Here is a 20,279-nt window from a genome sequence, read left to right on the forward strand (position 1 = left end):
GCGACGTCGATCTTGCCCGATCGGGGTGGCTTGGATCCCGAGCGCGGCGTCGATCTCAAATATTTCACGCGAGACGACGGCTTCGTGCGCGGCATGGCGCCGATGCCGGGGCCGGGTCCGACCTGGATCGACGGACTCGTAACGCTCAAGGACGACTCCGGCCACGAACGGATGTTTGCCGCGTATGCCAAGATTCGCGGCGAGTTGACGCCATACGAACGCGGGCTGGCGGAATTCAATCCCAAGCGCGAGCAGTTTGAAAAGGTCGCCACGTTTCCGCTTGATTCTCCGTTTCATCCCGGCGGCAGCCCGTTTCACCATGCCGACGGGGGCAAGGAGTACATTTACTTCGCGACTCCCTATCCATTGCTTCGCGTGCGAGCCGACGCCGCTGCGATCAAGGACCTAGCCAGCTACGAAGGTTTCACTTGCCTCAAACTGGGAACGCGGCCGGAGCAGAACGAACTCGATCGCCGCTCGGACGGATCGCTGCGATACAGTTGGAAGAAGAACACCGCGCCGGTCGGCCCGAAAGAGCAGACTCGCCTGATCGCGGCCGGGCGGCTTAAATCCGCGGAGGCCCTGTTGCAGCTTCAAGACGCGGAGAGCGGCAAGTCGGTTTTCGCCCACGCGGGTTCCGTGTATTGGAACCGCTATCGCCGGCGGTGGATCATGATCGCGCAGGAAGCCGGAGGCACATCGCCGCTGGGAGAAATCTGGTATGCGGAGGCCGACACGCCGGTTGGCCCCTGGGCGTACGCCCGCAAGATTGTCACGCACGACCGCTATAGCTTTTACAATCCAAAGCAAGATCCGATGTTCGACAAGGAGGATGGCCGGGTGATCTTCTTCGAGGGAACTTATGCCACGCTGTTTTCCGGCAATACGCATCCGACGCCACGCTACGACTACAACCAAATCATGTACAAGCTCGATCTGGCCGATCCGCGGCTCGCGCTGCCAGTGGCGATCTATCGAGTCTCCGCGGCCGCGGATCAATTTGCTACCGCGGAGGGACGGAACGCCGCGGAGGGAGTTCCCTACAGTTTCCGCGCAACCTGTGTAGAGAACGGCCTCGGCGCCAATCCGAATCCGTGGCTTTCGAGCGTTCGGACGGCGTCGGACCGGATGGATTGCCGCAAATCAGCGAAGCCCGGCCAGGGGTCGGCGCGGTCGGTGGCGAGGCGCTTGAGAACGTCGCGCAGGTGGAACTGGGTGGAACTCTTGGTGCGCGGCAGCTCGCGCCAGGAGAGGGGTAGCGAGATCGCCGCTCCCGATTTGGCACGCGTGGAATAGGCGGCCACTGCCGTGGCGCCTCGCTGATTGCGCAGATAGTCGATGTAGATTCTTCCGGTCCGGGCTTTTTTTGACATCGTCGCGAGATAACGCGTCGGCGCCGCGCGTTCGACTGCCAGCGCCACGAGCCGGGAGAAACGATCAACGAAGGGCCACGGCTGCCGCCGTGCAATCGGCACGACCAGGTGCAGCCCCTTGCCTCCGCTCGTTTTCACGAAGCTTTCCAGCTTCAGCTCGTTGAGAAATTCGCGCAACTCCTGGGCCGCCGCGACCACGGCCGGCCACGCGACATCCGGCGCCGGATCGAGATCGAAGACCAGCCGGTCGGGCTTTTCGATGGCGTCGATTCGCGAACCCCAGACATGGATTTCCAGGGCAGCGATCTGCGCGAGCGCCACCAGGCCGCCGACATCTTCAACCACGCAATACTCCGCCATGCCTTCCTTCTCCCGAAGGCGGACTCGCCGTAGCGCTTTCGGCGCGCCCGCGCCCGGATGTTTTTGCAGGAAACGCGTGCCGTCGACGCCGTTGGGGCAGCGCACGATCGTGAGCGGCCGCCCGACGACGTGCGGCAAAATTCGCTCGGCGCATGCAAGATAGTATTCCGCCAACTCGCGCTTGGTGATCCCATCGTCCGGATAGAGCAGCTTGTCGGGATGGGTAACATGGACGCCCGCGACGACGACATCTTGTCCACCAGCGCCATTCGACTGAACTTGCGACTTCGCTTTCCTTGGACGAGCCGGCGGTAAATCGCCGTTTGTCGAAGAGCTTGCCGCCGAATTGGAGACTATCCGAGAACCGCCTGAGGAGAAGGGGACAGTCCCCTTTTGTTCCGCGACCATCGAAGCGATGGTGCCCGCCACAAAAGGGGACAGTCCCCGGCGGTTCTCGGATAGGCTCTTGGCGATTTCTCGCGTTACTTCCGCCGCCGGTTTGTCCTCGCGCAGGCCTTGAAACGACGGATGACGCAATCGCTGGTCCTTCGTCCAATTGCTGAACTCGATCTGAGCCACCAGCTCGGGACGCACCCAATGCACTCCCTTGATCCGCTCGCCGCGCTCGGGGAAGTCGGAGAATGGGGATTGTTCTTGCCGCAAGGGTTTCAGTCGCCGGGCAACGTCGCGCAGTGTTTCATCGGCGAATCCCGTGCCGACGCGACCGCTGTATTTCAACCGGCCCCGCTCGTCATGATAGCCGACCAACAGCGCGCCGAACTCTTGACGGCTCCCGGTGGGGTCGGTGAATCCGCCGATTACAAACTCGGCATTCTGATGCGTCTTGCTCTTGAGCCAATCGGCGGTTCGGCCGGACACATAGGGCCGATCACGGCGCTTGGAGATGATCCCTTCGAGCGCCGCATGGCGCGCCGCTGCCAGAAACGCCTCGCCGTCGCCGACGACGTGCTCGGTGAGCCGAAGCGGGCCGCGATCGGTCGGCAAGTGCAACGAAGCGAGCAATTCCTTCCGCTCCGCGAGCGGCAGGCGGCGAAGGTCGTCGCCGTTCAAGAACAGGAGGTCGAAAACGTGATAGATGATTTTGCCGGGCGACTCGCGAAAGGCATTCTGCAAAAGCTGAAACTGACTGACGCCGCGCTCATCGAGCGCCACGATCTCGCCGTCGAAGATCGCCTGCCGCAACTTGAGCCGACGAACGGCGGCAGCTAATTCGGGCAGCTTGGAGGTCCAGTCCTGTTCGTTGCGGGTTTGAAAACGCACCCGATTCTTGGCGACATGGCATATGATTCGATAGCCGTCGAACTTGATCTCATGGAACCAACTGTCGCCCGAAGGCGGCTTTTTGATGAGCGTGGCCAGTTCCGGAACGATCGTCGCGGGAATTGGTCCGCGCGCGCGCTCGTCGTGGGATGTGGCCTTCGCGCTCCGCCGTGGTGCGCGGTTGGAGGCTACTTGTTTCAGCGCGCTCGTTTCCGCCGCACTTTGCCGTGGCGCATGATCGCCGTCTTCTCTCCAGACTCGATCGCGATCCGCGGCAATCTCATCCAGATCGCGGCCGCTGACCACGCTTCGCGGCGCATCGGCCGTAACATCGAACTCATCCTTGTCGCGGGCTTCGTCGTCGCGATGCTTGATGAGAAACCAGGGCTGCTTGCTCGATGAGCCGCCTCCAGAGCGCCGCACGAGTGCCCAGCCGCCGCGGAGCTTTTCGCCCTCCAATTCGAACTTCAGCTTCCCCGCCGCATAGCCAGCCTCGGGGTCTTCCAGCGGATTCCATCGGCCGCGGTCCCAGAGCAGCACGGTGCCGCCGCCATATTCGCCTTCAGGAATGATTCCTTCGAATGAGCCGTAAGCGATCGGATGGTCCTCGACTTCGATCGCCAGCCGCTTGTCGTGCGGATCGAGACTCGGTCCTTTCGGCACGGCCCAGCTTTTCAGGACATCGCCGATTTGCAGCCAGAAGTCGTAGTGCAGATGCGAGGCAGCGTGTTTTTGCACGACGTACAAAAATCGGCCGCCCCGCGGCTTCTTTTTGCCGACCGGCTCGGGCGTCTTGCGAAAATCGCGCTTGCGGCGGTATTCGACAAGCGTCATGGCAAACCCTATTTCGAGCTGATCGAAGAACCTTCCGCGGAGAGGGGGACAGTCCCCGACGCTTCTCGTGCCGCGGCGCCGGCTGACGATCAACTCGCGCGTCGCCGCGAGGAGGATCGCCGGGTGGATTTGGCGCGTCGCGGACAGCGGGCCGCATGATGAACCGGCTGCCGCGTCTTGGCCACGCTGCGCCGCAGCGCATCCATGAGGTTAATCACCGGCGACTCGTCCGCTGCTTCGGGGGTGGCGATCTGTTTTTCCCCGCGTTTGCTTTCAATCAATTCCTTCAAGCGGCCGGCGTACGCGTCCTCGTACTTCGCGAGGTCAAACCTCTGCGCGGTCGCGACGTCGATCAACTTGCTCGCCAGCCGCAATTCCTCTTTAGTCACGGTCGGTAAGTGCAATTCGGCGGTGATCGCGGCTTGCTCGCGGAATTCACTTTGAAAGTGCAGCATCTCCATCGCCAGCAGTCCGTCCGCGGCACGAATCAGCACTAGCCGTTCGCGCCCCCAGAGATGTGCCAAGCCGATGCCAAAACAATTATTCGCGGCAAGCGCCCGCAAAAGAACCGCGTAGGGCTTGTTTCCGATCGAGCCGTCCGGGACGAGATAATATGTCCGCCCTTCGAACTGCATCGGATCGATCTGGTCGGGCCGTGTGAAAGTGTCGATATCGATCGCTTTGTCCGATTTCTCGCGCAGCTCGTGCAGCTCTTCCTTCTCGATAATGACAAACTTGCCTTTTTCCTCTTCGTAGCCCATGACGATCTCGTCGTTGCCGACTTCGCCGTGGATTGGGCAGACCTTTTGATAACGGATCGGCGAGCGGCAGGCCGCATGCAATTGCCGCAGGTGGACGCGCCCCTCGCCGTCGGCGGTGACGGCGTTGATCGCCTGAACGGGAACGGTCACCAAACTCAGCCGCAGATGACCCTGCCAACTGGAGCGCAGCGCCATGGTGGATCTCCTTCGTGAAGCATCCTCGCCCCGACGACTTCATTGCGCTGGCAGCGCAACGGTCAGCGGAGAAGGCAGAAAGTCAGACGCGTAATACCAAACTGGGCGTCTGCCTAATGCTAGCAAAGGATGTGCCATCTGCTGGCAACTGGCCTATTGCGAGAGGGTTCCGCCCGGTTGGCGGGCGATCGGATCGGGGCGGCCGTCGCCGGGGATCAGCAATTCGGTGCCGGGCTTCAGATAGTCGAAATCGCTACCGAGCGCCTCGCGATTGAGTTGATAGATTTCGCCCCAGCGTGACGGCTTGCCGAGCTGGTGGCGGGCGATTTCGAATAGCGTGTCCCCTTCTTCGACCACATAGACGCGCGTTCCGGGGCGCATTCGCGCGCTGGCCGGCATCGTGCGCTGCGGCGCCGCAGCATGGCCTGGCTTCGGGCAGAGATCGGGATAATTCTTTTGCAGCACGGCCGGATCAGGGACGGACAAAACCTCGCCGACCTGCAGCCGCTCGGCATTCGGGTGCTTGGGGCGATTCTGCTCGAAGATCGCTTTGAAGTATCCGCCGGTGCCGTAGACCCTTTCCGAGATCGTCCAGTAGTTGTCGTTTGGCTGAACGACATATTGGCCGGGCTTGGCGGAAGCCGTATCCGCGACGGGGGACTGTGGCGCATCGTTGGCGACGAACGGGCGCGGGGGCGTTAGCTCGGCGGCGGTGCCCGGCTCGAGCCGGTTGTTCCTATCGAAGGCGCCGCCGTCGCGCAGCGGAACCGCAGGGGCCGCCGCCCCGGAATCCGCTTGGCTAAAACGACTCTGGCTCGGAAAGCGGTTGCCGGAGTCCGTTGCGGCAGCGGGCTGAGAATCCGCGTCCCCGGGATGCCGCAATGGATTGCGTGAGTCGGCTGCCGAATCGTTCATGCCGGGCGATTTCAGTCCAGGGTTTTCCACCGGTGTCAGCGCGTTGGGAAATTCATGTGGTCGATCGGAGACCGATCGTTCAGCGCCGGGCGATCCAGTGGCGCTAACATCCATCGACCGTCGCGGAAATGGATCGGCCGGCGGGCTCGCGTCGGCGGTGCGGCGATTGAAGGGATTGGATGGCGGCGCAACATCGGCGGAGTGTCGCGGGAATGGATCGACGACAGGGGCGGCATCGGCGGAGCGTCGCGGGAATGAATCCGCGGCGGCCGGCTTGTCTCCGGCGAGCGATTTGTCGTCCGCGGCACGTTGGTCTGCCGCGGCTCGGTCGTTCGCCGATTTCGCGAAGATCGACCGCGGTTCGGCCCCCGCCCCTTGATCGGCTGAGGCCGCCGCAATCGGTGCGCTATCGCTGGCTTGCATCGCGCCGCCCAAGGCCTGACGGTCGCGATGCGTACCGTCGGGGCTGTGCAGTCGGGACTCGTCAGGTCGAGTTGCGCCGGCGGACGTATTTTCATCGCGCGGGAAAAGCGATCCGGTATGCGCATCGGGCGATGCGGCAGCCTCACGAGCCGTCGTCGCGAATGGGTTCTTGGAAGTGGCTGCCGGTTCGGCCCGTTTGGCATCGGATGCCTCCGGGCTTCGGTCTGAGCGGATCGTCCAGGCCGATCGCTTCGATTCGGCGGCGGCAATTTCGGCGGGGCGATCGGAATCCGTCGCCGCAATCACCGTCGGCTTTTCCGACGCGGTCCGCGAAGTATTGGTCGCCGCAGCCGAATCGGCCGGAGATGATCCCTCCGTCGCCGCCGCGATGGCGGGGTCGCCGGGGTGCATCAACCGCTTGACGAGCACGTAGCCGAAGGCCACCAGCAGCACGCCGATGACGGCCAGCCCAATTTTGACTTCCTTGCCGATTTTTTGCATAGCAGCCTCCTCCTTGAGGCGAAACCAGAGGCCGGAGGCCGGGGGGCCAGCGGCCAGGACTTGTCACTTGCCACTTGCCACTATCTTCTCGGCCACGCGCATCTTTGCGCTGCGGCTGCGCGGGTTGCGGGCCATTTCCGCTTCCGTCGGCCGGATCGGTTTGCGAGTCAGCACGCGGTAGCGCGGATCGTCGCGAAACGCTTGCTTGACCCGGCGGTCCTCCAATGAGTGAAAGCTAATGATCGCCAGTCGTCCCCCAGGCTCTAGACAATCCGGCAACCGCCGCAAAGCAATCTCCAGCGAATTCAGTTCATCGTTCACGGCGATTCGCAGGGCTTGGAAGGTTCGCGTGGCCGGATCGATTCGCTCCCGCTGGCCGCGTGGGACCGATGGCACGGCGCGGCGGATCAGATCGGCCAATTCTCCCGAGGTGCGGATCGGATGCTCGCGGCGTTGCTCGACAATCGCCTGCGCGATTCGCCGGCTGAATCGTTCCTCGCCAAACTGAAAAATGATTTCCGCCAAATGTCCCGCGCTCAAGCGATTCACCAGCCGCGAGGCCGGTTCTCCCTCCGTCGGATCGAACCGCAGATCGAGTGGGCCATCGGCATTGAAGCTGAATCCGCGCTCCCGATCGGCGAGTTGGTCGCTCGACAGGCCAAGGTCGAGGATGATCCCATCGACGGCGGCCATTTCAATTTCCTGCAACACTTCCGGCAATTCACAAAAATTGCTCTGCGCCAGCTTGATCGGCAATCCGGCTAAATCCTTGGCTGCCCGCTCAATGGCCGCGGGGTCCCGGTCGAGGGCAATGACCAATCCCGCGCCGCCAATGCGCTCGACCAGTGCCCGAGTATGTCCTCCACCCCCCAGAGTGCCATCGACAATCACGTGCCCCGGCTGAGGCGCGAGCCAATGGATCACCTCTTCCAGCAAGACGGACTGATGCTGGGAAGCCGTCACAAATGGCCGCCGCGATCCGGTTGGGCGAGCGCCTCGTTCGGCACGAGCGCTCGCGGGGGAGTATGTACCCGATTTTGGCCCCGTCAGGCAAGAAGAGTTTTAGACAAACTCGTCGCTTGCCACGACCTCCCGACTCTTCGCCTCTGGCCCCAATCCATTGGCCGCAAGCATTTCGGCTTCCGCGGCGGTCAGCAGGAGACGGCGGATGGCGGTGGCGCGGCCCGTGGATGGATCCACGTCAACAATGCTTCCCGACAGACGCACATCGCCCGTGGCGACCTCAAAATGGGTGGGATTGAAGGTGAGCGTGGTTTCCAGCACCCGATCGACCCGCCGGCCGAGGATGCTATCGTAGGGACCAGTCATGCCCACGTCGCATTGAAAGGCCGTCCCGCCCGGCAAGACCTGCTCGTCGGCCGTGGGAACGTGGGTGTGCGTTCCCAGGACGGCGCTCACTCGGCCATCCAGATAGCGGCCGAGCAATTGCTTGTCGCTCGTGGCCTCGGCATGAAAATCGACGACTTGCACGCGCACGTCGGCCTCCAGCGCGGCGAGCACCCGATCGGCCGCCTTGAACGGGCAATCGACCGGCCGCATGAAGACTCGACCCAGCAGGCTGATCACGGCGACGCGCTCGCCGCTCCGCGCGGCGACGACGGCCAACTCGCGCCCCGGCGCCTCCGGGGGAAAATTCGCCGGTTTGACGATGTTCGGCTTGCTGCGAAGGATCGATTCGATTTCGGCGCGGCGATAGATATGGTCGCCGAGCGTGATTGCATCGACGCCGGCCGCGACCAGCTCGTGATAGATGGCCGGCGTGATGCCGGAGCCGCCGGCGGCGTTTTCGGCGTTCGCCACCACGAGATCGAGGCCCTCGCGAGCGATCAGGCCCCGCAGCGCGCGAACGATGATTTGCCGCCCCGGCTTGCCGACGATATCGCCAATCAGGAGAATCCGCACCGCTGTCGCTCCAGTACCATTTTTTTTGCCGGCGAGCGAGACGAGCGCGCCCATCCCGCCGCAAGCGGCGGGGCTAAATTCCGACTTCCGACTTCCGACCTCTGGCCTCCGACTATCTCGCCATTTCCGTCACTCGCGTCTCTCGAAGCACGGTCACCTTGATCTCACCCGGATAGGTCAACTGCTGCTCGAAGGCTTGGGCAATGTCGCGGCAAATCTTGGCCGCCGAGTTGTCGGTCGTGTCGCGGGCGCTGGCGATCACGCGCAGCTCGCGACCCGCCTGAATCGCGTAAGCTTGCTCGACTCCGGGGAAGCCGCGAGCGATCGATTCGAGTTCCTCCATCCGCTTGATGTAGCGCTCGAGCGTCTCGCGGCGCGCGCCGGGGCGCGATGCACTGCAGGCGTCGGCGGCGGCGACCAGCACCGTATAGGGATGATCGACGCGAATGTCGTCGTGGTGGCCGAGCGCGGCGTGGACGACCTCCGGACCCTCGCCGTAACGCTTCAATAGTTCAGCCCCGATCTTGGGATGCCCACCCTCAGCCTCGTGATCGGCGGCCTTGCCGATATCGTGCAACAGGCCGCAGCGGCGGGCGAGCGTTCCATCCAGGCCGATTTCTTCGGCCAGCATCCCGGCCAAATAGGCCACCTCGATCGAATGCCTGAGCACGTTCTGGCTATAGCTAGTTCGAAATCGCAGCCGGCCCAAGAGATGAATGATCTTCGGGTGCAGCCGCGGCACGTCGGTCTCCTGCACCGCTTCTTCGCCGTATTTCTGGATATGTTGCTCCATCTCCCCTTGCGTTTGCCCGACGACTTCCTCGATCCGCGTGGGATGAATCCGGCCGTCGGCGATCAGCTTGTTCAGCGCCATGCGGGCCACTTCGCGGCGGACCGGGTCGAAGCCGCTGACGATCACGACGCCCGGCGTGTCGTCGATGATCACGTCCACTCCAGTCGCCTTCTCGAAGGCCCGGATGTTGCGCCCCTCGCGGCCGATGATCCGGCCCTTCATTTCGTCGCTGGGGATATCGACGGTGCTGGTGGTCGTCTCGGCGGTGTGGGCCGCGGCATAACGATGGATCGACGTGAGCAGGATTTCGCGGGTTTTTGTTTCGACGATCTCGGCCAGGCGCCGCTCGGCCTTGACGATTAGCGCGCCCTGCTCGTTTTGCAACTCTTGGTCGAGCATTTCGAGCAGCCGCGTCGTGGCGTCGTCGCGGCTTAGCCCGCTTAGCTGATGGAGCGTTTGCCGCTGGAGGTCGAGCAGCTTGGTGAGTTCCTCGTTGCGTCGATTGATGTCTTCGATCCGCTCGGCCAGCTTGCGCTGGTTGCTTTCGACCATTCGCTCCTGCTTGCGGACGCCTTCCGACTGCTGCTCGACGGCGTCTTGGCGCTTGTCGAGCAATCGCTCGCGCTCGTGCAGCTCCTGACGGAGCTGCCCCAATTCATGCTCGTCGGCGGCCTTCTGTTGAATGGCCGCCTCCTTCATGACCAACTCGGCTTCCCGCTTATAGTTAGCCGCTTCGCGCTCGGCCTTTTCCATAATCGTGCGGGCCTCGGTCTCGGCGTCGCGGCGACGCAGACGGTCGAGCATTTTAACCAGCACAAACGTCAACATCGCGGCCACCAGGGCCGAAACGATGATGGTCAGAATCTGTCCCGAATCCACGGCATCATTCCTCTCTTCAGGCGGAAATGGATACGGGCATCTCGTCCGGGCCGCGCAAGCCGCGCGCGACGACCGCCTAAACGACTAGACCGTCGCGGGCCAACCGGGGCCGGGCAACGAAGAGAAAAGACGCGCCAGATTAAGTCCCGCTCACGGGACGGCGCTTGCCGGCCTCGGCCGCTAAACATCGATAGAACCAACCCGCTCCCGCCAGCCGCTCGACAAGACGAACGGCCGCGCAACTCATCAATCTCGGCGCAGGGCGCCGCGCCGCGGAGCGCGCTTGCCGCGCCAGCGATCACCCAACGCCAAACTGGCGCGCGATCCCGAAGGAGGCCGCGCGCCCGATCTGCAAACAGGAGCAACTTGCATCCAACCAAGGCGAAGCGGTGCCAAGCTCAGAACGAGCCGCCAACTGCCGCGGGATGGCTCCCGCCGCGTTTGCCGCACGCACGTCACACGGGCAGCGCTGCCGGGCGCGAAGCCCAACAGAATACGCCAGATGAAAATCAGCAGATTCATCATCTTACGGCCGCCCGCTCGGTCGGGGTTGAACTACCAAATACGAATTCGGTCGAAAATCGCCGGGTTGCGCCTCGGCACGCTCATCGCGTTCGTCGCCGAAGACACCCGAAACACTGGTAACATTCACTCGCCGGTCGAACCGCGCCCTTCCCATGAAAAGCGAGCCGGTTCGGCGCACACCCAATGGTAACAGAGTCTTGGCAATCTGCAAACCGTTTTCTGTCGTCCCTCCCGATTGGGGGGCTGGCGCTAGTCGTGGCTGGTTTGGGTAGGCCGTTTGGATAGGATTTACTCTCATGCCCCGCCCAGCGCTCGAAACTCGCCTTGCCGCCTCGTGGCCGCCCGATGCTTGGCAGGACCTGACGGTTCTGGCAGCAGTTTCGGGTGGTGCGGATAGTGTTGGGCTCGTCGGGGCGCTGGCGGCTTTGAAGACGGCAGGGACCGGCCGGCTCGCCGTGGCCCATTTCAACCACCGGCTGCGGCCGGCCGCAGCGGACGAGGCCCGATTCGTCGCCAGTTTGGCAGCGCGGCTGGAATTGGCTTGCGAACTGGGCGAAGGGAGCGTCGCCGAAGCCGCCGCTTCCCAAGGGGACGGATTGGAGGCGGCCGCCCGATCGCAGCGCTACGCCTTCTTGCAAGCTACCGCCGAGCGGATCGGCGCACGCTACGTGGTTACGGCTCACACGGCCGACGACCAGGCTGAAACGATTCTGCACCGCATCCTGCGCGGCACCGGAGTCGCCGGCATGGCCGGGATGCGCCGAGCGCGGCCGCTCGGCGCGGCGGTCACGCTGATCCGGCCGTTGCTCGATATCCGCCGCGCGGAGATTCGCGATTATTTGGCCGAACTGGGGCAACCGTTTCATGAGGACGTGACCAACGGGAATCCCGCATTCACCCGCAATCGCATTCGCCACGATCTACTGCCCCGCCTGGCGGAGTACAACCCGGACGTGATCGGCGCACTTCTGCGGTTGGCCGAGACGGCTCGCGAGGCGCAGCGGATCGTCGACGCGGAAGTCGAAGAACTACTCGATGCCGCCCTGTTACCCCCGGCCTCGCCCGAGCAAGTCGTCATCAATTGCGGCGCATTGACGCGAACGAATCGCCATTTGGTGCGCGAGCTGTTCGTTGCGATCTGGCGCGACCGCGGCTGGCCGCAGCAAGCGATGGGCTTCGCCGAATGGGACGCACTGGCGGAAATGGCGCTCCACCCCTCGCGGCAGGCGCCGCAGCGCATCTTGCCAGGCCGAATCGCCGCGCAAAAAACAGGCGAGCGGCTTTCGCTCGCTCGCCTGTCGTGATTTCGACGATTCAGATTTGCCGAAGGTCCGCGCGCAGCATCGCTACGCCTCCATTGGCCCGGCAATTCCTCCGGTGATTTCATCGCCAACGTGCAACGCTTTGTAACCGCCGATGCTCTGGAAGTAAAGAAACATCAGAAGATAAATGCCAGCCATTGTTGCGGGGATTATCGAATCGACACGCAGCGTCTGGCGATTGGCATCAACATAGGCATCGACGACTGCGGTTTGATCGGGTGTGCGTTTGGTTGGCTCAACGGCGCGAGCCGCCTCGAGCTTCTGGCCATCGATGCCGTAGACCTCCTCGAACACAAGCCATTTGCTAGGCTCTTTGGCCTTGAATTCGGAATAAATCGCCTGATTTGCCTTGCTCAGATTCTCACCGGCAAAGCGGTCCTTCGCATATCCCAAGCCTGGCGAGCCGACCAAGCCAGCGGACATCATTCCCAATCCTCCCATGATGGAAATTGCAATTGCACCGCAGCGTGGAAATTGATCCGAGGCCACGGCCAACATCGTGGGCCAAAAAAACGTCTTTCCCACGGCATACACGGTCAAGGCCGCGAGGGCGCCAATAAAGGTCGTCACATGGCTCACTAGGTTCAATCCGACGCACGCCAGGATCGCACAGACGAAGAGAATCCCGACCGGTTTGAGCCCCAGCTTGTGTTCGATGAAATGGCCGCAGAATCGCAGCCCAAACATCAGCGCTGACGTGTAAATGAACAGCTTCGTGCCGTCTCCCTTGGTGAGAATCGCGTCCTCAATATTTTGAATCCAGCCGTCCGTTCCCAGCTCGACGGCACCCACCAGCGCGTGCGTGATGAACAACACACACAACAGCGGCGCGCCGATCGTCCACCGACTCGCTCCGGCGAACGACAACATCACGGCGCCGCCACATATTGCCGAGACGTAGAACCAAGTCTGTCCGGCAAAGAAACCGCCGCCGACAAACCCATTCAGCAATGGACCAAGGCCGTCCTTGACAAACAGAAACACAAACAGGCCGATCACGGCGGCGCCGAGGATGCCCACGTCGCGGAGCATCTGGCCAAGACTAAGTCCCTTCGCAGACGCCTCCGACTTGGGGAAATGTTGACCGAGAAACATCGCTCCATAGAGCACTGCCGGGATAAGAAAGCACCCCAACTGCACTTTCCAATTGAGGTCGGCGAGGCCCGTGTGAATGAACCCGCCCAATACTAAACCGGCCGGCCACGAAGCGTGCAATATGTTGAGATAGTGCGTGCGGTTATTCGGGAACAACGTGGCCACCAATGGATTGGCCACTCCCTCCAATGTTCCATTGGCGACCGCGAACAGGAACGTGCCGGTCCAAAGAAAAACAAAGGCGGTCTTGGGCGCCATGCCATCCGTGGCGCCGAACGTAACCAAGGCCGACACAACGTGAAGGAGAAAAGCCACGGCCACCAGTTTTCCGTAGCCGATTCTATCGACGATCATCCCACCAATGATGATGCCAAAACAGAATCCGGTGAAGCCGGCGCCGTTAATCAGTCCGACCTCGAGCTGCGTAAAATTGAAGGCCTTGACCCAGTCGTCAAAAATCCCGCCGCGAATCGCGAAGCCCACACCGGCAGCAAGAATCGCCATGAAGCCGGCAATTAACAGGCGCATCGCGTTGGGTGCAATCGCACCTGAGTTCTGCCCGAGACCTGGATTCAGACTGCTCGCGCTCATGAATGGGCTCCGCCTGATTGAGAAAGTTGGTGGGAAGGATGAGAATGAGTTGACGTAACGCGGAAAGATTGACGCTCCGCAAGAGGACGGAATCGTCCCCCGATTGCCTGTGAAATCAGCCTGAATGGCGGTTGACGGCGCGATCCGGATTTACGCTGGTTCTGAGTATACAAGCCGCCGCAAAGATGTAAACCAAGGAAAACGGGCGAATTCGGGCGGTTTCCCGGAGTCGCGATGCGCTAGGCAGCATGTCGGAAAAAGGCGACCCATTGTGCCCTTGTTGTAACGTTGCCAAGAGTTGCCGAAAGCTAAGCGTCAACGCCAAAAGGACCGCATTTAGTTCGCTTCGTTCGCTTCTGCCGCGGCCGAACCCGCCTTGACCCGGCAACCGTAACCCGACTACCATACCCCCCTATTTTGCCGGATTATCGGCTCGGTGATCCATGCGCCGCTGGCGGCCGAACCTTGTGCTGCTGTTGATTCTGGCCGCGGCGCTCGCGCTGCGATTGGCGGCCGGCGCGTGGTGGCAGGGCCGGTTGCCGCCGGGCGAGAAGTTCGGGTTTGGGGATAGCGAGAGCTACTGGGCGCTGGGGCGGGCGATCGCCGATGGGAAACCATACCGATACGGCGATGCCGATGTGTTTCGCACGCCCGGTTATCCGCTGCTGCTGGCGCCGCTGTTTTGGATTTGCGGAGACGAGCCGCCGGCGGGCTTGGCATTCGCTGCGAGCGCGGTGTTAAGCACCGTCGCCGTGGGAGGTGTTTATTGGCTGGCGCGAAACCTATTCGACCGGCGGGCCGCACTCATCGCCGCGGGGTTGGCGGCAATCTATCCAGGCGCAATTGCCCAAGGCGCGCTCGTGCTCAGCGAAGCGCCGTTTACGCCGCTGATGCTCGCCCAGCTTGCGCTGTGGGGGACGGCCTGGCGCAGCGAGTCTCGAAAGCGAGCGATCGGCTTGGCGCTGGCGGCCGGGGTCGTGGCGGGGTTGGCCACACTCACGCGCCCGAGCTGGCTGCTTTTTACGCCGCTAGCACTCGCGGTTGCGATGACCTCGAAACAGCAAAAGCGGCATTTGATCTTGGGCGCGGCGATGCTCGCCGCCTTGGCTGCAACGATGACGCCCTGGTGGATTCGCAACTATCGCATCACGGGACACTTCGTGCCGACAACGCTGCAAGTCGGCGCCAGCCTCTACGACGGGTTGAATCCCCGCGCCGACGGCAGCAGCGACATGGCGTTTGTCGAGCAATTCACACAGCAGCAGCGAAAGTCCGAAGCTGCCGCCGGCGGCGCGCCGCGGAACGATTCGTTCGAATACCGCCTCGATCGACAAATGCTGGAATCAGCGGTCGGCTTTGCGGACCGGGATCCAAGCCGGGCGCTGGAACTAGCGGGCATCAAGTTCGTCCGCACCTGGAACATCTGGCCGAACGAACCGGGTTTGCGGGCCTGGCCGCTGCGCCTGGCCGTCGCGGCGACCTACCTGCCGCTCCTGCTCTTGGGCCTGTGGGGCGCCGTGAGGTTCTCGAAGCGCGGCTGGCCTTACGTCCTGTGTTGGCTTCCCGCTCCCTATTTCGCGCTACTGCACATGATCTTCGTCGGCTCGATCCGCTACCGCGAACCAGCGATGATCGCGATGATCGTGCTGGCGGCTGGTGTTTTGAGCGAGCTGATGGCGGCGCGCCAGCCGCTTGCAGCGACGCGCTCCCCTGCGGGTCGCGGCTAATCGTCGCCAACACTTTGTCTTTTGCGCTCGGTACCTTGTTCTTCCTTCCCTCGCCCCTCGCCCCTCGCCCCTCTTCCCTTTGAAAGACCTGATCAATACCTGCTGGTTCGTATTCAAATGGGGGCTGCTCGCTGCGCTGTTGGCCGCAGTCGGGCTGGCGCTCTATTTCTACAGCCGCGTAAACGACGAAATCCGCCAACAGGTGCTGGCCAAATGGCAAGCGCATTATCCGAATCTGATTGTCAGCCTGCGCTCGGCCCAACTTGGTCCGGAGGGGATCGAAATCCGCGGGCTGACTCTGCTCGACCCGAGGGCCACCGGTCCGCAAGCAGAATTAGCCTATCTCGACGAGATCATGTTGTACTGCCAAACGAGCCTCCCCGAGCTGCTGCAAGGGGAGCCGAAATTCACTCGGGCGGTCGTCCGCCGGCCGATGGTGCGTGCCACGCGGCGGCAAGACGGAAGCTGGAGCGCCGCGCTGCTGCTGCCGCTGCCCAAGTTCTCGAAGTATCCGATTGCGATCGCGGTCGAGAACGGCACGCTCGAGTTCTTCAACCCGCTCAAGAACCCCATCAGCACCTTCACGCTCCGCGACATCAATCTGCAGACCAAGCCGGTCCCCTCAACCGATCCGGGCGGCGAGCCGAGCATCGAGGTCAGCGGGAATCTGGCCGGCGACCATTTCCAGAACGTCGAAGTCGCGGGAATGTTCAACCCCGGATTCAAAGGATTCGACATTCACGGCTTGCTCACCGGGCTGGATGTCTCGCCGGAGCTGCGCGATGCTTTGCCCAGCGACCTGGCCGAACGAACGGCCCTGCTCGCGCCGCTTCACGGACAGGCCCGAATCGGCTTCCACGTGCGCGACAATCCGGCTGGGCCAAACCCCCTGCTGTTTGACGCGCAAGGCGAACTTAGCGGCGGACGATTCGATCATCCGCGGCTCCCCAATCCACTCACCGACCTGACCGTCAGTTTCCGCGCCGACAATCGGGGGATCGTCATCGACAAGCTGACCGCCAGCAATGGCCCGGCCACTCTGTGGCTGAAGGGCACAATGGATGGCTTTTCGCCCGGCGCCCCGCTCAGCGTGTCGGCCCATACTGAGAATTTGCTTCTCGGCCGGCAGTGGGAACGGATTCTGCCGGAGCCGTTGTTGACAACTTGGCGCAAGTTCCTGCCAGCCGGCGAAGTGGATGCTGATTTGAACTTGGACTTCGACGGCCATTCCTGGCGGCCCGATCTGGCGATTCGCTGCCGGAATGTTTCGCTTACGTATTACCGGTTTCCGTACCGCCTCGATCGAACCTCGGGGCTGATGACGCTCAAAGACAATCACATGTCGCTGAAGCTGATCGGCTACGCCGCCAGCCAGCGGATCGACGTCGCAGGCAAATTCGATAATCCGGGGGACCATTTCACGGGCGAAGTCGAAATCCAGGGAAAGAATCTCCCCTTCGATCAGAATCTATTTGCCGCGCTGCCGGAGAAACAGAGCGAGGTTCTGACTTCGCTCCATCCCGGCGGCACGTTCGATTTCTATCTTCGCAATGGCCGCACCGATCCGGCGGCCCCGATGTCGCCGTATCTCGCCGTGACGCTCAATCATGGCAGCGTGCAATACGACAGGTTCCCGTACCCGATCAGCAACATCCGCGGGACGCTGGTGATGAGCGACAAGCAGTGGACGTTCCGAGACTTGGCGGGCACGAACGGCCCCGGCCATATCACCTGCGACGGGTTTCTCAATCCGGTTGGCAACGATCCCGGCGCCAACGGCTGGGAGCTGCAATTGAACTTCGGCGCGCAGAATGTGCCGCTGCAAGATGACTTGTGCGAAGCGCTCAACGCGCAATCTCAGCGGGCTTGGAAGCAGCTCAATCCGCACGGGGCGATTAATCTGAAGGCGGAGCTGCACTATCTAACGGCCAGCAAGACGCCGGAAATCCAATTCCGCGCGGAGCCGGTCGACGAAACCACTTCGATCGAGCCGGTCATGTTTCCCTACAAGCTGGAAAGGCTGAAAGGCGCGCTCGTCTATCACGAGGGGCGGATCGACATCGAAGGAATCCGCGCCGTTCACGCCGGGCGGCCGGTCGAAACCAGCGGCTATTGTGAATTCGATCGCCAGGGGAACTGGCATTTGCGATTCGATCGCCTTTCGGTCGACCATCTGCGAGCCGATCGCGACTTGATCGAGGCTCTCTCCGGCCGGCTGAAAAAGTGCGTCGTTGCGCTGAACCCCACGGGCTCGATCAACATCAATAACGGGATGCTGGAGTTCTTCGGCTCTGCCACGCCGGGCAGCCCGACCCGCGCCGGCTGGAACTTGCCGTTTAACATCATTCAAGGAATTGTCGGCAATGGAATCCGGATCGAGAATATCAACGGCAATGTCCGCTTGATCGGCGAATGCGACGGACAGCAGGCCCATTCGCACGGTTTCGTGGACATCGATTCGCTGACTTTCAAAGACTTTCAATTCACGAAAGTGCAGGGACCCTTTTGGGTCGACGAAAAGCGAGTGGTCTTCGGCTCCGCGGCGGAGCAATCGCAGCCCGGCCAGCCTCCGCACCGCATGACGGCCCAACTTTATGGCGGATTCGTGCAGACCGACTGCGCGATTGCCCTGGGCGACACGCCCCGGTATTCGCTGCAAGCTGTGTTGACCGACGCCGACTTGAAGCGATTCGCGCACGAAACCGTTCCCGGCAAGCAAAGGCTCGACGGCCGGGTGATGGCCAGCATCGATCTCGGCGGTGACACGAACGGCATGCATTCGCTATCTGGACGCGGAGAGGTGCGGCTCACGCAGGCCGACATTTACCAGTTGCCGTTCATGGTGTCGCTGCTCAAGCTGCTCAGCGTCAAGCCTCCCGATTCCACCGCCTTCACCAAGAGCACGATCGACTACCGGATCGAAGGGGACCACGTCTATTTCAATAAGATCGCTTTCATTGGCGATGCGATCAGCTTGGAGGGGAGCGGCGAGATGAATTTCGACACGGCAATCAATTTGACCTTCCACTCGCAAGTCGGCCGCAGCGATTGGGAGCTGCCGGTGTTCAAAGCCGTGATGGGCGCGGCCAGCCGCCAGATCTTGCTGATCCATGTGGCGGGCACCTTGGCCGATCCGAGGATGACGCGCGAAGTGCTCCCGGGGGTCAGCAAGGCCTTGCAGCAAGTGCAAGACAACATGCAATCGGGCTCGCAACCGCCGATCTATCCGCAGGCCCGCGCCATGGCGCCGGCGCGGTAGAGGAAGGAGGCAGTCGGGAGAAGGCAGGCGGCACTCGGCAGGCGGCAGGGCAATGCTTGCGGTTTAGCCTACGTGAAAAGAAGCCGCCAGCGGCGTCGCCGTTTGCGACGTAGAATTAACCGGATGGGAACGGTTGCGCGAACGAGGCGGTGAAGGTGACGATATGAGCGTCGGACCGATGGGTTTCTTTGGCAGCATCGCGGCCACTCCGCTTTCGCAGTCGCAGGGGAGCGATGTCGATCGGGCGGCTCAAGAATCGTCCGCGCAAAGCGGCCAAGCCGCCAACGCGACCAAGGCCGAAAACGCGGCCGGGATCGGCGCGACCGACGGCGAGGAACACGCTGCCGCCGAGCGAGACGCCGACGGCCGGCGAATCTGGGAAAAGTCTCCCGGCAAAAAGAAACCGGCCGCGGCAGGCGCCGAAACGCCTCCCGCCGAACCTCCGCCGCTCAGCAAAGACGCCACCGGCGCCAGCGGCAATCAGCTCGATCTAACGGGCTGACAACGAACTTCTGCCCCTGTACGCGAGCGGGTTTGCCGCGCCCGGCGAATTGCCGTAGAATCCCCTGTCCGAAAATCGCAATTTCGCGGAACTTGTCGCCATGCGGTTCACCAAGATGCACGGGGCGGGCAACGACTATGTTTATGTCGATTGCTTTGCCCAACCAATCCCCGCCGACCCGCCGGAGCTGGCCCGCAAAATCGCCGATCGGCATTTCGGCGTCGGCGGAGACGGACTGATCTTGATTTGCCGGTCGAATATCGCCGACGCCCGGATGCGGATGTTCAATGCCGACGGGTCGGAAGCGGAGATGTGCGGCAATGGCGTGCGCTGCGTGGCCAAGTACGTCTACGATCACGGGCTGGCTCGCAAGCCGACGCTGAAGATTGAAACGGGCCGCGGTGTGCTTGCGCTCGATCTCGAAGTCGTCGACGGTCGCGCCGAGCGGGTCCGAGTCGATATGGGAGAGCCGATCTTGGATATGGCTCGAATCCCGGTTGATTTGCCGCGCGAGATCGGGTCAAAACAGCTAGTGGATTTTCCCTTGGATAAGTACATTCCGCTACGCTTGGACCGCGAATGGTCGGAGGTGGACTGTCGGCTCGATCCGCGAATGACTGCTGTTTCAATGGGCAATCCACATTTGGTGATCTATTGCGGACAAGTAGCCGGAGTGCCGTTGGAGACTTTGGGACGGTTCCTCGAGACTCAGCCGATCTTTCCCAAGCGGATCAATGTGCATTTCGTCCAGATCCAATCGCGCGACGAGGTGACGATGCGCACGTGGGAGCGCGGCAGCGGCATCACTCTCGCTTGCGGCACGGGGGCCAGCGCCGTCTGCGTGGCCGGTGTGCTCACCGAACGGACGGCTCGCAAAATACTCGCGCACCTGCCGGGGGGCGATCTGCAATTGGAATGGAACGCCACCGATAACCATGTGTACATGACCGGGCCGGCCGTCGAAGTTTTTTCCGGCGACTGGTAGCACGAAATCATCAACTCGGAATGGAAGCCGACCAA

General features: G+C 62.3%; 12 protein-coding genes. 5 read left to right on the forward strand and 7 right to left on the reverse strand.

Annotated features, from left to right (window positions below; all coding sequences use genetic code 11):
• Positions 1-1,040 precede the first annotated feature (1,040 nt).
• The 6 genes from ligD to rny all read right to left on the reverse strand — a co-directional run bounded on the left by ligD (position 1,041) and on the right by rny (position 10,238).
• Positions 1,041-3,848, reverse strand: coding sequence for a DNA ligase D (ligD, locus tag VGY55_23710; GenBank protein HEV2972993.1), 2,808 nt, complete (start codon positions 3,846-3,848; stop codon positions 1,041-1,043).
• An 89-nt stretch (positions 3,849-3,937) separates the two neighbouring features.
• Entirely contained in the window at positions 3,938-4,804 is an 867-nt protein-coding gene (locus VGY55_23715; protein ID HEV2972994.1) for a Ku protein, read from the reverse strand.
• A gap of 153 nt (positions 4,805-4,957) precedes the next feature.
• Positions 4,958-6,643, reverse strand: a complete 1,686-nt coding sequence (locus tag VGY55_23720) for a LysM peptidoglycan-binding domain-containing protein (GenBank protein ID HEV2972995.1) — start codon at positions 6,641-6,643, stop codon at positions 4,958-4,960.
• A 63-nt stretch (positions 6,644-6,706) separates the two neighbouring features.
• Positions 6,707-7,606 (reverse strand): 16S rRNA (cytosine(1402)-N(4))-methyltransferase RsmH, encoded by a 900-nt coding sequence (gene rsmH, locus VGY55_23725; protein HEV2972996.1) that lies wholly within the window; start codon positions 7,604-7,606, stop codon positions 6,707-6,709.
• A 99-nt stretch (positions 7,607-7,705) separates the two neighbouring features.
• The gene (locus VGY55_23730; protein HEV2972997.1) at positions 7,706-8,566 is read right to left on the reverse strand and encodes a TIGR00282 family metallophosphoesterase; all 861 of its coding nucleotides are present in this window, start codon (positions 8,564-8,566) and stop codon (positions 7,706-7,708) included.
• A 112-nt stretch (positions 8,567-8,678) separates the two neighbouring features.
• Positions 8,679-10,238, reverse strand: coding sequence for a ribonuclease Y (gene rny, locus VGY55_23735; protein HEV2972998.1), 1,560 nt, complete (start codon positions 10,236-10,238; stop codon positions 8,679-8,681).
• 821 nt (positions 10,239-11,059) lie between these two features.
• Here rny and tilS point away from each other — a divergent pair.
• Positions 11,060-12,067, forward strand: a complete 1,008-nt coding sequence (gene tilS, locus VGY55_23740; protein ID HEV2972999.1) for a tRNA lysidine(34) synthetase TilS — start codon at positions 11,060-11,062, stop codon at positions 12,065-12,067.
• A gap of 42 nt (positions 12,068-12,109) precedes the next feature.
• Here tilS and VGY55_23745 read toward each other — a convergent pair whose 3' ends face one another.
• On the reverse strand, positions 12,110-13,771 hold the full coding sequence (locus tag VGY55_23745) for an MFS transporter (protein ID HEV2973000.1): 1,662 nt from the start codon (positions 13,769-13,771) through the stop codon (positions 12,110-12,112).
• Positions 13,772-14,214: 443 nt separating this feature from the next.
• Between VGY55_23745 and VGY55_23750 the strand changes: the two genes are divergently transcribed.
• The 4 genes from VGY55_23750 to dapF all read left to right on the forward strand — a co-directional run bounded on the left by VGY55_23750 (position 14,215) and on the right by dapF (position 20,244).
• Entirely contained in the window at positions 14,215-15,498 is a 1,284-nt protein-coding gene (locus VGY55_23750) for a glycosyltransferase family 39 protein (GenBank protein HEV2973001.1), read from the forward strand.
• Between the two features lie 79 nt (positions 15,499-15,577).
• Positions 15,578-18,757: an AsmA-like C-terminal region-containing protein gene (locus VGY55_23755; protein HEV2973002.1), complete on the forward strand. Its 3,180-nt coding sequence runs from the start codon at positions 15,578-15,580 to the stop codon at positions 18,755-18,757.
• Positions 18,758-18,920: 163 nt separating this feature from the next.
• Positions 18,921-19,259, forward strand: a complete 339-nt coding sequence (locus VGY55_23760) for a hypothetical protein (protein HEV2973003.1) — start codon at positions 18,921-18,923, stop codon at positions 19,257-19,259.
• A gap of 100 nt (positions 19,260-19,359) precedes the next feature.
• Entirely contained in the window at positions 19,360-20,244 is an 885-nt protein-coding gene (gene dapF / locus VGY55_23765; protein ID HEV2973004.1) for a diaminopimelate epimerase, read from the forward strand.
• Positions 20,245-20,279: the final 35 nt, after the last annotated feature.

The organism is Pirellulales bacterium, from assembly GCA_035939775.1.
Classification (GTDB): Bacteria; Planctomycetota; Planctomycetia; order Pirellulales; family DATAWG01; genus DASZFO01.

Excerpts from the sequence above, each read along its gene's own strand:
- ligD (HEV2972993.1), bottom strand. The coding sequence starts at position 3,848 with ATGACGCTTGTCGAATACCGCCGCAAGCGCGATTTTCGCAAGACGCCC.
- VGY55_23715 (HEV2972994.1), bottom strand. The coding sequence starts at position 4,804 with ATGGCGCTGCGCTCCAGTTGGCAGGGTCATCTGCGGCTGAGTTTGGTG.
- VGY55_23720 (HEV2972995.1), bottom strand. The coding sequence starts at position 6,643 with ATGCAAAAAATCGGCAAGGAAGTCAAAATTGGGCTGGCCGTCATCGGC.
- tilS (HEV2972999.1), top strand. The coding sequence starts at position 11,060 with ATGCCCCGCCCAGCGCTCGAAACTCGCCTTGCCGCCTCGTGGCCGCCC.
- VGY55_23745 (HEV2973000.1), bottom strand. The coding sequence starts at position 13,771 with ATGAGCGCGAGCAGTCTGAATCCAGGTCTCGGGCAGAACTCAGGTGCG.
- VGY55_23750 (HEV2973001.1), top strand. The coding sequence starts at position 14,215 with ATGCGCCGCTGGCGGCCGAACCTTGTGCTGCTGTTGATTCTGGCCGCG.
- VGY55_23760 (HEV2973003.1), top strand. The coding sequence starts at position 18,921 with ATGAGCGTCGGACCGATGGGTTTCTTTGGCAGCATCGCGGCCACTCCG.
- dapF (HEV2973004.1), top strand. The coding sequence starts at position 19,360 with ATGCGGTTCACCAAGATGCACGGGGCGGGCAACGACTATGTTTATGTC.